Origin of the sequence: Komagataeibacter medellinensis NBRC 3288, from assembly GCF_000182745.2 — a bacterium.
Classification (GTDB): domain Bacteria; phylum Pseudomonadota; class Alphaproteobacteria; order Acetobacterales; family Acetobacteraceae; genus Komagataeibacter; species Komagataeibacter medellinensis.
In genome coordinates this window covers 1,398,067-1,412,500 of sequence record NC_016027.1, presented here as the reverse complement: position 1 = coordinate 1,412,500, position 14,434 = coordinate 1,398,067, and the positions used below count along the sequence as shown (strand labels likewise).

General features: G+C 56.4%; 8 protein-coding genes, 1 tRNA gene, 2 rRNA genes and 4 pseudogenes (1 of these 15 cut by a window edge). 11 read left to right on the top strand and 4 right to left on the bottom strand.

The features are described from left to right. The 5 genes and pseudogenes from GLX_RS06460 to GLX_RS06435 all read left to right on the top strand — a co-directional run. A 23S ribosomal RNA gene (locus tag GLX_RS06460) occupies positions 1-818 on the top strand; it begins 1,921 nt to the left of the window's first position. A 108-nt stretch (positions 819-926) separates the two neighbouring features. Continuing rightward, a 5S ribosomal RNA gene (gene rrf / locus GLX_RS06455) occupies positions 927-1,042 on the top strand. A 20-nt stretch (positions 1,043-1,062) separates the two neighbouring features. Beyond that, positions 1,063-1,139: transfer RNA gene (locus GLX_RS06450), tRNA-Met, on the top strand. A gap of 329 nt (positions 1,140-1,468) precedes the next feature. After that, positions 1,469-2,418, top strand: a protein-coding gene (locus tag GLX_RS17130) for an IS630 family transposase (RefSeq protein ID WP_407927257.1) whose coding sequence is annotated in 2 segments (ribosomal slippage) — positions 1,469-1,811 and positions 1,811-2,418 — 951 coding nt in all. Because the reading frame shifts where the segments join, the coding sequence is not laid out codon by codon here. A gap of 6 nt (positions 2,419-2,424) precedes the next feature. Then, a pseudogene (locus GLX_RS06435) lies at positions 2,425-3,246 on the top strand (IS5 family transposase); the annotation flags it as partial. A 32-nt stretch (positions 3,247-3,278) separates the two neighbouring features. On the opposite strand, the pseudogene GLX_RS17125 reads toward GLX_RS06435, so the two are convergent. Then, positions 3,279-3,725: pseudogene (locus GLX_RS17125) on the bottom strand (transposase); the annotation flags it as partial. A gap of 59 nt (positions 3,726-3,784) precedes the next feature. On the opposite strand from GLX_RS17125, the gene GLX_RS06430 reads away from it, so the two are divergent. Next, positions 3,785-5,008, top strand: a complete 1,224-nt coding sequence (locus GLX_RS06430; RefSeq protein ID WP_014104109.1) for an IS256 family transposase — start codon at positions 3,785-3,787, stop codon at positions 5,006-5,008. A gap of 35 nt (positions 5,009-5,043) precedes the next feature. Here the strand turns inward: GLX_RS06430 and GLX_RS06425 are convergent. Then, positions 5,044-5,826 (bottom strand): annotated as a pseudogene (locus GLX_RS06425) (IS256 family transposase); the annotation flags it as partial. A 59-nt stretch (positions 5,827-5,885) separates the two neighbouring features. Here GLX_RS06425 and GLX_RS06420 point away from each other — a divergent pair. Together GLX_RS06420 and GLX_RS06415 are read left to right on the top strand one after the other, a co-directional pair. Continuing rightward, a pseudogene (locus GLX_RS06420) lies at positions 5,886-6,332 on the top strand (transposase); the annotation flags it as partial. Beyond that, positions 6,329-7,234, top strand: a complete 906-nt coding sequence (locus tag GLX_RS06415) for an IS481 family transposase (RefSeq protein WP_050856094.1) — start codon at positions 6,329-6,331, stop codon at positions 7,232-7,234. The pseudogene GLX_RS06420 and the gene GLX_RS06415, both read left to right, overlap by 4 nt. Positions 7,235-7,308: 74 nt before the next feature. On the opposite strand, the gene GLX_RS06410 is transcribed toward GLX_RS06415, so the two are convergent. Further along, positions 7,309-7,878 carry a gluconokinase gene (locus GLX_RS06410; protein ID WP_014105182.1) on the bottom strand — a complete coding sequence of 190 codons (570 nt, stop codon included), beginning with the start codon at positions 7,876-7,878 and terminating at the stop codon, positions 7,309-7,311. A 792-nt stretch (positions 7,879-8,670) separates the two neighbouring features. On the opposite strand from GLX_RS06410, the gene GLX_RS06405 reads away from it, so the two are divergent. Continuing rightward, on the top strand, positions 8,671-9,732 hold the full coding sequence (locus GLX_RS06405; RefSeq protein WP_041247235.1) for an L-idonate 5-dehydrogenase: 1,062 nt from the start codon (positions 8,671-8,673) through the stop codon (positions 9,730-9,732). 63 nt (positions 9,733-9,795) lie between these two features. On the opposite strand, the gene GLX_RS06400 is transcribed toward GLX_RS06405, so the two are convergent. Then, the gene (locus GLX_RS06400) at positions 9,796-10,602 is read right to left on the bottom strand and encodes an SDR family oxidoreductase (RefSeq protein ID WP_014105180.1); all 807 of its coding nucleotides are present in this window, start codon (positions 10,600-10,602) and stop codon (positions 9,796-9,798) included. Positions 10,603-11,004: 402 nt separating this feature from the next. Here GLX_RS06400 and GLX_RS06395 point away from each other — a divergent pair, with 402 nt between their 5' ends. Together GLX_RS06395 and GLX_RS06390 are read left to right on the top strand one after the other, a co-directional pair. Next, complete coding sequence (locus GLX_RS06395; RefSeq protein WP_014105179.1) at positions 11,005-12,348, top strand: GntT/GntP/DsdX family permease; 1,344 nt, start codon at positions 11,005-11,007, stop codon at positions 12,346-12,348. Beyond that, positions 12,348-13,880 (top strand): carbohydrate porin, encoded by a 1,533-nt coding sequence (locus GLX_RS06390; protein ID WP_014105178.1) that lies wholly within the window; start codon positions 12,348-12,350, stop codon positions 13,878-13,880. Before GLX_RS06395 ends, GLX_RS06390 begins: the two co-directional genes overlap by 1 nt. Positions 13,881-14,434: the final 554 nt, after the last annotated feature.

Below are 14,434 nucleotides of genomic sequence, written 5' to 3'. Positions count from 1 at the left end.
TGAACCTTTACTGCAGCTTTGCAGTGGCATCAGAGACATTCTGTGTAGGATAGGTGGGAGGCTTTGAAACCGGGGCGCCAGTTCCGGTGGAGCCATCCTTGAAATACCACCCTGACTGTTTCTGATGTCTAACCGAGGCCTGTTAGCCAGGTCCGGGACCCTGCATGGTGGGCAGTTTGACTGGGGCGGTCGCCTCCCAAAGTGTAACGGAGGCGCGCGATGGTGGGCTCAGGCCGGTCGGAAACCGGCTGTCGAGTGCAATGGCATAAGCCCGCCTGACTGTGAGAGTGACAGCTCGATCAGAGACGAAAGTCGGCCATAGTGATCCGGTGGTCCCGCGTGGAAGGGCCATCGCTCAACGGATAAAAGGTACTCTAGGGATAACAGGCTGATCTCCCCCAAGAGTCCACATCGACGGGGAGGTTTGGCACCTCGATGTCGGCTCATCACATCCTGGGGCTGGAGCAGGTCCCAAGGGTTCGGCTGTTCGCCGATTAAAGTGGTACGTGAGCTGGGTTTAGAACGTCGTGAGACAGTTCGGTCCCTATCTGCCGTGGGTGTTGGAGACTTGAGAGGATTTGTCCCTAGTACGAGAGGACCGGGATGAACATACCTCTGGTGCACCGGTTGTCGCGCCAGCGGCACAGCCGGGTAGCTAAGTGTGGACGGGATAACCGCTGAAAGCATCTAAGCGGGAAACCCACCTCAAAACAAGGTCTCCCCAAGGGCCGTGATAGACCATCACGTCAATAGGCCAGGTGTGGAAGCGCAGTAATGCGTGCAGCTAACTGGTCCTAATCGCCCAATAGGCTCATTCCATAGCCCCCATAAAGGGCAACACACATGCACAGCAGTCATCCACTCTCAACACCTAACAAAAACACCAACCCATCCACATCCCTCCCCATACCGGGGAGACTAGATGACCTGGTGGCAATGGCGGGGAATGATCCACCCGATCCCATCCCGAACTCGGCCGTGAAATGCCCCAGCGCCCATGATACTGTGCCTTAAGGCACGGGAAAGTCGGTCGCCGCCAGGTCTTCCAGTCTCCCCTACAATCGCGGGGTGGAGCAGCCCGGTAGCTCGTCAGGCTCATAACCTGAAGGCCGCAGGTTCAAATCCTGCCCCCGCAACCATGAATTCCAAATAAAATCAATGACTTAAAAGGCGGCGCAAGCCGCCTTTTGGCGTTCCAGAACACCAACTGGAATCATATAGGAATCATTCGGAAGCGAATTCACGCGTAGCAACCCTGCGTGGAGGGTTCGAAAAACCCCTGGTTCTGGCCCTCTGTGTGTGATTCCCTCTCTTCTGTGATGATTGAGGGAATGGCTCATGAAGCAGCCGGGCTTCTTTGATGTGGACGAGCGACTAGAGCGTTTTCTGCGCAGAATGAGTCGTCAGGGATTCCCAAAGTGGTTGTGATCTGATTCAAGATGATAACCGGGATGGGGGCCGGCTGTGGATGTCATCACGCACATTGTCTCTGGATCTTCGCGAACGTGTTGTCGCTGCTGTCTCGAATGGTCTGTCGCGTCGTCAGGCGGCTGAACGGTTTGGCGTCAGTCCTGCGAGTGCGGTTCGCTGGTGCGCTCTTGCCGCCACGACCGGCAGCGCTGCCGCCAGACCGCGTGGCGGGGATCGTCTGTCTCACCGGATCGAGGCGCAGGCTGAACGCATTCATGCTCTGATTGCCGGGAAGGATGATCTGACCCTGTCCGAGATCCGTGCCCGACTGGCTGAGGATGGCCATCACTTTGCAATCGGCACGCTGTGGCGTTTCTTCGCCCGTCATAAGATTACATGGAAAAAAAGACCGCTCACGCGTCGGAACAGGACAGGCCGAACATCCTGACACGACGCCAGGAGTGGTTCGATGCCCAGCCCGATCTCGATCCAACACGGTTGGTCTTCATTGATGAAACCTGGGCCTCCACCAATATGGCACGCCGTTATGGGCGGTGTCTGCGCGGCCAGAGGCTGCGCTCTGCCGTGCCACATGGTCACTGGAAAACGACGACATTCGTCGCCGGGTTGCGGCTGAGCGGTATCGTAGCGCCCATGGTGCTGGATGGTCCGATCAATGGCCGCAGCTTCCAGACCTACGTCGACCGCGTGCTGATACCCGATCTGCGGCCAGACGACATTGTCATCATGGATAACCTCAGCTCTCACAAAGGCTCAGGTGTGCAGGCCGCCATCGAAGCCGCAGGAGCAACCGTGCGCTACCTTCCACCCTACAGCCCGGACTTCAATCCAATCGAGAAGGCCTTCTCCAAACTCAAGGCCCATCTCCGTAAAGCCGCAGAACGCACACGCGACGCCCTCTGGGACAGGATCGGCACACTGATCAATCAGGTCTCACCAGCAGAATGCGAAAACTTCTTTACAGCCGCTGGATATGAGCCAGATTGAGAGGAAATTGCTCTAGCCCGTTTGAGTGGCCTTGGCGATCAGCTCGAAGCGTTTTCTCGGACTGTGGATTTTGAGGTGTTCCGTCCTGATCTGGACAGGGCTCTGGCCTATGCGGACGGAAGTAAAGGTGGCCGTCCCCCGTTTGATCCGGTGCTGATGTTCAAGATCCTGGTGATCCAGACGCTGAACAATCTCTCCGACGAGCGAACGGAGTATCTGATCAACGACCGGCTGTCCTTCATGCGCTTCCTCGGCCTGGCGTTATCGGACCGGGTGCCTGACGCCAAAACGGTCTGGCTGTTCCGTGAACGGCTGACCGAGGCTGGCGCCATCCAGAAGCTGTTCGAGCGCTTTGACGCCACCCTGCGAAACGCCGGGTATCTGCCGATGTCCGGCCAGATCCTGGATGCCACGCTGGTGGCGGCGCCAAAGCAGCGCAATACCAACGCGGAGAAAGTTGATCTTCGGGAAGGCCGCATTCCGCAGGACTGGCAGGACAAGCCTGCCAAGTTGTCCCACAAGGATCGCCATGCGCGATGGACACTGAAGTTCACGAAGGCAAAGCGGCAGGAGGACGGGACGCTCCCGTCCACGGACCTCGCCATTCCGTTCTTTGGCTACAAATCGCATATTTTCATCGATCGAAAGTTTCGACTGATCCGGAAATGGAAAGCGACGGATGCCGCCGCCAGTGATGGTGCCAGGCTGCGCGAGGGCTTGCTCGATAAAACCAATACGGCCTCAAGCGTTTGGGCCGACACCGCGTATCGCTCGAAAGCCAATGAGGACTTCATGGACAAAGAGGGTTTCGTCTCGAAGGTTCACAGAGACTGTGTAGAATTTTGTGCGGTGCCATTTTTTCAGGCCATTGGGAAACGATCATCGAACATGATAGCGAGCTGGCATCTGACAGCGTACCATTCGCGCACTGAGCGCTTCCACTGTGCTGAGGTAGCATTGAGCGCCAGGTAAATCAATTTTGCTGCGGCCTCTTCACTGGGGAAATGGCCGCGGGTGCGCACGGCACGACGGATCTTTGAGTTCAGGGCCTCAATGGCATTTGTTGTGTAAATCAACCTGCGCACTTCTGGAGGATAATCGAGGAACGGAATGACCTCATTCCATGCCCTGCGCCAACTGGGCGCGATGGCCGGGTATTGTCTGCCCAGATCGCTTTCTTCGAACCCGCCGAGGGCTGCCTCGGCCTCTGTGGCGTCCACTGCTGTATAGATTGCCTTGAGAGCTGTGGCGATGGCCTTGCGGTCCTTGTAGCTGGCAAAGCTCATGGAATGACGCAGCAGATGAACGGGGACTATCCTGAATTTTGTGCGGTGCGGTGATAATCTGCTCGAAGAGGAGCCCCCGCATGAGCATTGATAAAGATCTTCTGGACCGTCTGATGGAAGGTCGTTCACCGGGCGACCTGTTTGGCAAAAGCGGCATACTCTCGGAATTGACGAAGGCTCTGGCGGAGCGGGCGCTCAACACGGAGATGACACTTCATCTTGATGAGGAGCGCGCCGATGGCGCCTCTGCTGAGGATAATCAGCCGCCCAACCGCAGAAACGGCAATAGCCAGAAGACCGTGACGACACAGAGCGGCAAGGTTGTTCTGGATATTCCCCGGGATCGGAACGGTACGTTTGATCCGATGTTGATTGCAAAGTATCAGCGTCGCTTTCCCGAGTTCGACCGCAAGATCATCAGCATGTATGCCCGAGGTCTGACAACCCGCGAAATCCAGGGGCATATTGAAGAAATCTATGGCGTTGAGGCCTCCCCGAGCCTCATTTCCGCGATTACCGACGCCGTGATGGAGGAGGTCGCCGCCTGGCAGAACCGTCCGCTGGAACCCTGCTACCCGATCGTCTTCATGGACGCGATCCGGGTCAATATCCGCAGTGATGGGACTGTCTCGAACAAGGCTGTCTTCGTGGCGCTCGCGATCCTGCCTGACGGCACACGGGACGTTCTGGGGCTGTGGTTCCAGGCGAATGAAGGGGCCAAATTCTGGGCCAAGGTCCTCAGCGACCTGCGCAATCGGGGTGTGCAGGACATCCTGATCGCCGTAGTCGACGGGCTGAAGGGCTTTCCGCAGGCCATTGAGGCGGTCTTCCCCAGAACCCGCATTCAGACGTGTATCGTTCATCTGCTGCGTCATTCCATGAGCTTTGCCAGCTACAAGGACCGCAAGGCCATCGCCACAGCTCTCAAGGCAATCTATACAGCAGTGGACGCCACAGAGGCCGAGGCAGCCCTCGGCGGGTTCGAAGAAAGCGATCTGGGCAGACAATACCCGGCCATCGCGCCCAGTTGGCGCAGGGCATGGAATGAGGTCATTCCGTTCCTCGATTATCCTCCAGAAGTGCGCAGGTTGATTTACACAACAAATGCCATTGAGGCCCTGAACTCAAAGATCCGTCGTGCCGTGCGCACCCGCGGCCATTTCCCCAGTGAAGAGGCCGCAGCAAAATTGATTTACCTGGCGCTCAATGCTACCTCAGCACAGTGGAAGCGCTCAGTGCGCGAATGGTACGCTGTCAGATGCCAGCTCGCTATCATGTTCGATGATCGTTTCCCAATGGCCTGAAAAAATGGCACCGCACAAAATTCTACACAGTCTCCATGAACGATACACGTCTGAATGCGGGTTCTGGGGAAGACCGCCTCAATGGCCTGCGGAAAGCCCTTCAGCCCGTCGACTACGGCGATCAGGATGTCCTGCACACCCCGATTGCGCAGGTCGCTGAGGACCTTGGCCCAGAATTTGGCCCCTTCATTCGCCTGGAACCACAGCCCCAGAACGTCCCGTGTGCCGTCAGGCAGGATCGCGAGCGCCACGAAGACAGCCTTGTTCGAGACAGTCCCATCACTGCGGATATTGACCCGGATCGCGTCCATGAAGACGATCGGGTAGCAGGGTTCCAGCGGACGGTTCTGCCAGGCGGCGACCTCCTCCATCACGGCGTCGGTAATCGCGGAAATGAGGCTCGGGGAGGCCTCAACGCCATAGATTTCTTCAATATGCCCCTGGATTTCGCGGGTTGTCAGACCTCGGGCATACATGCTGATGATCTTGCGGTCGAACTCGGGAAAGCGACGCTGATACTTTGCAATCAACATCGGATCAAACGTACCGTTCCGATCCCGGGGAATATCCAGAACAACCTTGCCGCTCTGTGTCGTCACGGTCTTCTGGCTATTGCCGTTTCTGCGGTTGGGCGGCTGATTATCCTCAGCAGAGGCGCCATCGGCGCGCTCCTCATCAAGATGAAGTGTCATCTCCGTGTTGAGCGCCCGCTCCGCCAGAGCCTTCGTCAATTCCGAGAGTATGCCGCTTTTGCCAAACAGGTCGCCCGGTGAACGACCTTCCATCAGACGGTCCAGAAGATCTTTATCAATGCTCATGCGGGGGCTCCTCTTCGAGCAGATTATCACCGCACCGCACAAAATTCAGGATAGTCCCCGTTCATCTGCTGCGTCATTCCATGAGCTTTGCCAGCTACAAGGACCGCAAGGCCATCGCCACAGCTCTCAAGGCAATCTATACAGCAGTGGACGCCACAGAGGCCGAGGCAGCCCTCGGCGGGTTCGAAGAAAGCGATCTGGGCAGACAATACCCGGCCATCGCGCCCAGTTGGCGCAGGGCATGGAATGAGGTCATTCCGTTCCTCGATTATCCTCCAGAAGTGCGCAGGTTGATTTACACAACAAATGCCATTGAGGCCCTGAACTCAAAGATCCGTCGTGCCGTGCGCACCCGCGGCCATTTCCCCAGTGAAGAGGCCGCAGCAAAATTGATTTACCTGGCGCTCAATGCTACCTCAGCACAGTGGAAGCGCTCAGTGCGCGAATGGTACGCTGTCAGATGCCAGCTCGCTATCATGTTCGATGATCGTTTCCCAATGGCCTGAAAAAATGGCACCGCACAAAATTCAGGATAGTCCCTCAAGAGAGCCTGAGGGCACTGGCTGCGCGCTACGGCATCAATCAGAAGACCGTCGCGAAGTGGAAGAAGCGGTCAGATGTTATGGATCGCCCAACGGGACCGTGCTCGCCAACGTCCCCCGTTCTGTCTGTTACTGAGGAAGCCGTGATCGTGGCGTTTCGTCGGCACACGCTTCTGCCACTGGACGATTGCCTTTACGCATTGCAGGTAACGATCCCGCATCTGACCCGGTCGTCCTTGCATCGCTGCCTTCAGCGACATGGCATTTCGCGGTTGCCCGAGACAGAAGGCGACAAGCCAAAGCGCTCAAAGTTCAAGCGCTATCCGATCGGCTACTTCCATATCGATCTGGCCGAGGTTCGAACCGAGGCTGGGCGCCTTTACCTGTTCGTCGCGATCGACAGGACATCGAAATTCGCGTTTGTCGAACTGCATGAAAAGGCAACGCGGCGGGTAGCGGGCGACTTCCTGCGCATGCTGGCGGCTTCTGTGCCGTATCGGATCCACACGGTAATGACGGATAACGGCACGCATTTCACCGATCCGTCCGGTAACAGCTGGACACCAGACGATATCAAGGCGATGCGTGCCGAAAAAATCCTGTTCTGCTGCCATTCCTTTGAACTGGCCTGTGCCGATCTCGATATCGAGCACCGCCTGACCAAACCACGTCACCCATGGACGAACGGTCAGGTCGAGCGGATGAATCGGACGATCAAGGAGGCGACCGTCAAACGTTTCTACTACGAGACGCACGACCAGCTCCGGCAGCATCTCGCAGACTTCGTCGCCGCCTATAATTTCGCGCGTCGTCTGAAGATGCTCCGGGGCCTCACGCCATACGAATTCATTTGCCAGCAATGGTAGCATGAGCCATCAAGATTCACGCAAAACCCGTACCATCAAACCCCGGGACCAAACACGTAACGCACATCATATTTTCATAGAGAAAACCGAGTCAGATGTGCGCAGGCCCGATCAGCCAACTGCTCCTGCGGGGCGTTGATATCTAGAACCATAACCACTTCTTCATGCATGTCGGGTTCTTCCAGTGTAGCGAGCTGGCTGTTTAGCATGGCAACCGGCATGAAATGGCCGGTGCGCTGGTACAGGCGGGGCATGATGTCCTCCCTGCTGCCCTTGAGATAGACAAAGCAGACATCCGCGCAGTCGCCGCCAATCTGTCTACGGTAACTGCGCTTGAGTGATGAACACGTCACGATGCCACACTGGCCTGCATCGCGCCATGATTGTATCTGGTCAGCAATAAGACCAAGCCATGGCATACGATCCGTATCGGTCAACGGAATGCCATTGCTCATGCGGGCAATATTAGCGGGGGGATGCAGATCGTCCCCTTCGATAAGAGGCCAGGCCATCCGTTCAGCCATCAGTTGGGCGAGTGTACTCTTGCCGCAACCTGACACGCCCATAACAATCAGCACACACGGTCGTCCTGCCTCACCAAATCTGCGTGAGAGTGAAATCGTCTCCTGCCCAGTATCATACATTGCGTATCCTACCGAATATTGTCATGAGAAAATGCTCAGCCTTCGTCTCTCTGAACAGGAAACGGAGAGGCAGGTAATCGTTTCTCAGCCAGTTAGGATTGAAGGCCGTGCCACCCTGACAGAAACGGAACAAACAAATCCAGTAAAATAGTAGAGTACAGGCATTGCGTGAAATACTGACCAATCCCGTATTCGATGCGGACGTTTCAGGATAGATAATATTCAGGTAGCCATGTGCGCTATACTTTATATACGCGTACCCTTTGTTCGGCTTTACCGTGTCGGTCTGTTACGACAGGAGCATATCGCAGCACCACTGTCCGGCAGGGCTGCGCCATTTCATGCCAGATAGGATAACGCTTCCGACTGGGTACAGTTCCAGCGTGACTATTTTGATGAGGCCGACCGCACGGAGGGATACCAGTTCAGGACGATACAACTGGATAAATTAAACCTGCGGAAACAGCCTTCCCGCCATCTTTTGGGGCATCATGGCATAGGCACTTCCCTCCCATGCCGCCATGTAACCGATCCATCCACCAGGGACCTGGAGCATGTCCACACATCCTCTTCCACCGACGATTGGAACGTTCCACCGACGATTGGAACGATGATAGACATTGTCCTTGTCATACGGAAACCAGACCGTCTGCTGTCTCGTTAGGATAAGCACAGCCTGATCGTGTTGCCATGCACCGTGTCTGGCTGTCATGTCGGCTTAAAAAAACAGAAAAAAGGCCTGCCATTCCTACAAAGCGGCGGCCCTGTTACAGACGGGGGAGCATCCTGAACGTGTATACTGAAGCAAGTCATGACAACATTGGTTCCTGTCTGACCGAAGCACTGGTTATCCATGCACCGCATGACCTGAGACTGGACCCCACTCCCCTGTCCCAACCCGGTCCTGATGAAGTGCGGGTGAATATGGCCTGGGGTGGCATATGTGGTTCGGACCTGCATTATTTTGCACATGGGGGCGTCGGGGCATCCGTGCTGCATGCCCCCATGGTTCTGGGGCATGAAGTCTCGGGCACCATTGAAGTGCTGGGCCGCGATGTAAAAAGTTTTTCCGTAGGCGAGGCCGTAGCCATTCATCCGGCGCGGCCCTGTGGCCATTGTCCCGAATGTATGCGTGAACAGCGCAACCTGTGCCGCAACATGCATTTTCTGGGAAGTGCCGCACGTGACCCCCATACCGATGGCGGTTTTCGGAGGGCGATGACTGTCAAGGCGGCACAACTCCATTCTCTTCCCCCAGGTCTGACTCTTCGCCGGGCCTGTCTTGCCGAACCTTTATCCGTGGCCCTGCATGCCATTGCGCGTGCGGGCGATGTACGCGGTCGTAGCGTGATGGTGCAAGGTGCGGGACCAATCGGGCTGTTGATCGTGGCGGGACTGGTACATCACGGGGCAAAACGGATTGTGGCAACCGATCTGGAGGATTTTCCACTTCAGTGCGCAACCCGGCTGGGCGCAAGCCGGTGCTACAACACCCGCCATACCGTGGTGGAGGAAGAATTCGATATCCTGTTTGAAGCCACAGGCGTGCCGGCCGCCCTGCCGGCCGCCATAGCCCGCACCCGGCGGGGCGGCATACTGGTGCAGGTTGGTATGTTCCCGCCAGGGGACATACCCGTACCGATTGCCCAGATCATTAACCGTGAGCTCGATTTCAGGGGTACGTTTCGGTTCGATACGGAATTCGATGCAGCACTTGCCTTACTGGCCGCACGGCCCGAAATTGCCGATATTCTGGTTACCCAGCAGTTTCCCCTGAGCGAATTTGCCGCAGCCTTTGCCCTGGCACCAGACCGCAGGCAGGCAGCCAAGATACTGCTGTCCCTGAGCCGTTAAAAGGACGCTGCCCATTTCTGCCTGACCTTGTTGACAGAAATGGGCAAGAATCCCAGCTTTTATTTACACGGAAGCGGTTATGCCCCCGTCAACCATGAGCACGTGCCCATTGACAAAGCTTGAGGCGTCGGAAGACAGGAAGACAGCCGCCCCGACAAGTTCTTCTACATTCCCCCATCGACCAGCAGGCGTGCGCTGGCACAGCCACTGGGTAAATGCCTGGTCCGCCACAAGCTTTTCATTCATTTCCGTCTTAAAATAACCCGGCGCAAGACCGTTGACCTGCAGGCCATGACGCGCCCAGTCCGTTGCCATGCCCTTGGTCAGGTTTTTGACCGCCCCCTTGGTGGCAGTATAAGGTGCGATTCCTGGCCGTGCCAGTTCGCTCTGTACCGAACAGATATTGACGATCTTCCCCTGTCCACGCGGCAGCATATGTTTTGCTACGGCCTGCCCCACAAAGAAAACCGCATTAAGGTTCGTGTTGATCAGGGCATCCCAGTCTGCCCGGCTGAACTGGTCCAGCGGTGCACGGCGCTGGATACCTGCATTGTTGATCAGGATATCAATTGGCCCGTATTCGCTTTCTATCTTTTCAACCCCGGCAATAACGGCATTCTGGCCAGTCACGTCAAAGGCCGCGATCTCGGCTTCCACCCCTTCGCGTTCCAGCATGTCGCGGGCGGCCTCCAGCGGTTCGGGATGGCGGCCATTCAGCACAATTCTCGCCCCATGTCGGCCAAGGCCACGCGCCAGGGTCAGACCAATGCCACGGGAGGCTCCGGTAACAAGCGCCCGTCTTCCGGCAAGTGAAAAAAGAGTGTCGTCCTGCATGATAATGTCCGTCCGTGTTATCAGGATCGTGACCATAACAGGACCATGCGTCAACGCCCTCACACGTCTGCGCGTGCGATTGGGCAATCGTGCCGCAGGTCCTTCGGCCCTGTGTGGAAAGCTACGCGATCATGACAGGTAAACGATCATCCCGATGGGGCTGTTCCATGTGATCTATGGAAATCTTGCAGAGCGCCCTTCAGCAGTTCCTCGACCCTTCAACCTGCACCAGACATTGTGCGTTGCACAATTTATAAAATTTGGCTGTAAAAACATGTATATCTTAAATTGCGATGTCTGTTTTTATTTTAGGCCCTACTGTAGGTATCGCAACAATTGCCGGACAAAAGATGTTTTCATAACATTTTCTTTATGTCCTGATCTTCCCGTCAACCGCAGGCGTTAGGCGTTGTGTTAAACCTTGGGAGTATTGATGGGATGAGCGCAGCATTTGCCATCTCTCTTGCAGTAACGGCAATTCTGGCCGTTATTGTTCTGATTGCCCGGTTCCGCCTGAACCCCTTCATTGTTCTTTTTATCGTATCCATAACCCTTGCCCTTTTTGCGGGCATGCCAGCGGATCGTGTCGTTGCGTCCTTTGAAAATGGCGCAGGTCATGTGCTCGGCCATGTTGGCACCGTCATCGCGCTTGGTACCATGTTGGGCAAGATGCTGGCTGAATCCGGTGGAGCCGACCGTATTGCACTGACCATCTCCGGGTTCGCGGGGCGCGAGCGCGTGGACTGGGCCATGATGGTGATTGGCTTGCTGATTGGGCTGCCTGTGTTTTTTGAAGTAGGCTTTGTCCTGCTCATCCCACTGGTATTCGTGCTGGCAGACCGTACCAATATGCCTCTGCTGCGGGTGGCATTGCCCATGGGGGCGGCGCTGTCGGTCACGCATGCGCTTATTCCGCCGCATCCGGCAGCGTTGCTGGCTCTTAGCGCGTATCACGCCAATATTGGCCATACGATCATGCTGGGTATCATAATTGGTACCCCCATCGCAGTGATTGCCGGGCCGATCTTTGGCCGCTTTGCCTCTGCCCGCGTGCAACTGACCGGTGTAAACCCGTTGGCGGAGCAGTTCGTTAAACACGAACCGGCAGCCAATATGCCGGGCTTTTTCCTGACGGTTTTTACCGTTCTTTCGCCTGTTGTCCTGATGTTGGTCGGGTCGATGGCCGACCGGATCACAACGGTACAGGGTACGGCCAATACCGTGCTGCATTTTGTGGGCAATACGGACATAGCACTTGTGCTGGCAACGCTGCTGTCCTTTTACGTACTGGGAGTGGCGCAGGGATTTTCGGCTGCCACCATCCTGCGCTTTACCAATGAATGCCTTGGTCCCACGGCGCTTATCATGCTGCTGATCGGCGCGGGCGGCGGCTTTGGCCGGGTGCTGATTGACAGCGGGGTATCGCGCGCCATTACCGATGCCGCCCTTAGCGCCCATATGCCGCTGCTGGTGCTGGCATGGGTTCTGGCGGCCATCGTGCGTGTGGCGTGCGGGTCGTCCACCGTGGCGATGGCTACAGCGTCCGGCATTGTCGCCCCCATCTTGGAACATAGTACAGGGGTTTCACCCGAACTTATGGTGCTGGTGACCGGGGCGGGATCGGTTGCCTTCGGCCCGATGAATGATGCCGGTTTCTGGCAGATCAAGGAATATCTGGGCCTGACTGTACCGCAGACCATCAAGACATGGTCGGTCCTGGAAACGCTGATTGCCGTATGTGGACTGGTCTTCTGCCTTATAGCGTCGATTTTCGTACATTAATGGGGAGCATCATCATGTTTCCTGCTACCGCAAATCCGGTGTGCGTGCGCGCAGCGCGCCCACCAGTCGGTCGCATGCATCATGTCGCGCGCACGGCCGTGTATGCGCTGCCATTTGCGCTCGGCTGTGTGCTATTTGGGGCTGTACCCGCTAGGGCACAGGTCATGGATCGTGATATTGGTTCGGCCCCCAGCCTGCTGGTGTCGCGTCCGTTGCCAAAGCATGATTCGCACAAGACCTGGGTGCCCCCATTTTCCCAACCTGAAGCGGTGGCGCCCAATCCTGTCTCAAAGTGGCTGCGCCGCCGGGGAATTAATTTCCTTGTGGATAATACCAACGAATTCGCGGGTGCCATAACGCCACCTACGCGCGGGACTACACCGGGGTTCAGCAATTACAAACAGGGTGCCAGCAATGCCGGACAGTATGCCATGCAGCTTGATATGGACTGGGACAAGCTGGCGGGCTGGCACGGATTTGCAACCCATATGGTGACCGTTGGCCGTTATGGTACAACCGCCAACCGCATGTTCGGGGACTGGCTGAACCATGCATCGGAAGATTATGGCGGCGGCGGTAACGTGGTGGTCCATCTTGTCTATGCCTATGGGGAGGAAACGCTTCTAGGCGGGCGACTGGCAATTGCCGCAGGCCGCATGGCCGAAATATCGGATTTTGCGGCCAGTCCCCTGTTTTGCAACTTCCAGAACGGCAGTATCTGCGGCCGACCCAAGGGCATTACCGACACCAATTTTGCAGCTGGCTATCCCGCATCCACATGGGGGTTCCGTGTGCGTGGCCGTCCCGCGCGCTCCGTCTATGTGCAGACCGGGCTGTACCCGATTGAAAACGGCATTTATCAGGTATTCCAGCACCGGACCGGGTTCAAGTTCAATGGTGCAAACATCATCGGTTATACCGCGCCGATAGAAACTGCGTGGGAACCTGTTTTTCGTCATGGCACGTTGCCGGGGCATTATAAATTCGGTGCACAGTTGTTCAGCACGCCGCAGGATGACAATTACCTTGATGTGAATGGCGCGCCTTACGCCCTGACAGGCCGCAAGCGGCAGCGGCATGGGGCGTCGTGGTCTACATGGATGATGTTTGACCAGCGTCTGCTGCATTACCATAATAAGGATTCTGGCCTGACCGCGCTGTCTGGCATGATCTATAACGACCCGCGTACATCACTGCGCAAATATCTTGTTTACGCGGCGCTGCTCAATCGGGGTGCCTTCCGTACACGCCCGTATGACACGATGGGATTTGCCCTGACCTATACACGAATTGCCGATGGCGTGACGCTGGCGGAACAGGACATGATTAATAACGGTAACAGAAGCAGCTTGCCCAACCATGCAACCGGCGTGCAGCACAATACCATCGTCATGGAAGCGAACTATGCCATACATGTCATGCCGGGCGTTATCTTCACCCCACTGTTCGAATACTATATTCACCCCAATGCCCAATCCAACCTGCGTGATGCAGCATTGTTAGGATTCAAAAGCCATATCCAGTTGATGTAAAGAAAAATAGAGTGCATGGTATTTTGAATGTAGTGAAATAAATGTATCAGATAGGCCCTGTTAGGACTTAATTCAGTCTGCTGCGGCAGCAATGCGGATGACCGCGAGAAACGACGTTACTGTTTTTTTATATCTGGTTGTGACTGCACGCTACTCCTTGAAGCGAGCCCAGAGGTTCTCGACAGGCTGTCGCCACCGATAGGCCCATTTTGGGCAGGCGACCGGTGCATTCCGTCGTTTCGCGGGAATGGTCGGCCAACCTCCCATGTTCCGGATACGCTCACGCAAGGCCTCTGACGCATAGCCCGTGTCCGTCACAACCCGCAGGGGAATGGCGGAAAGGCTTTCAAGCAGGACTGCGCCAATGGCAGTTCATGGGCCTGACCGGGCGGCTATGGCAAAGCCAGGCGCCTTTCCATCTGCCTTCACGCCACGCAGACTTTTGTGCCATAGCAGCCGCGAGAGCGGCCAGGTGCTTCACGATGGTCTCGCTCTTCGAAAGAGGCCCTTTTTTTGGGCTTCCGCCACCTTGTGGTGATCCCTGATGTTTGTGC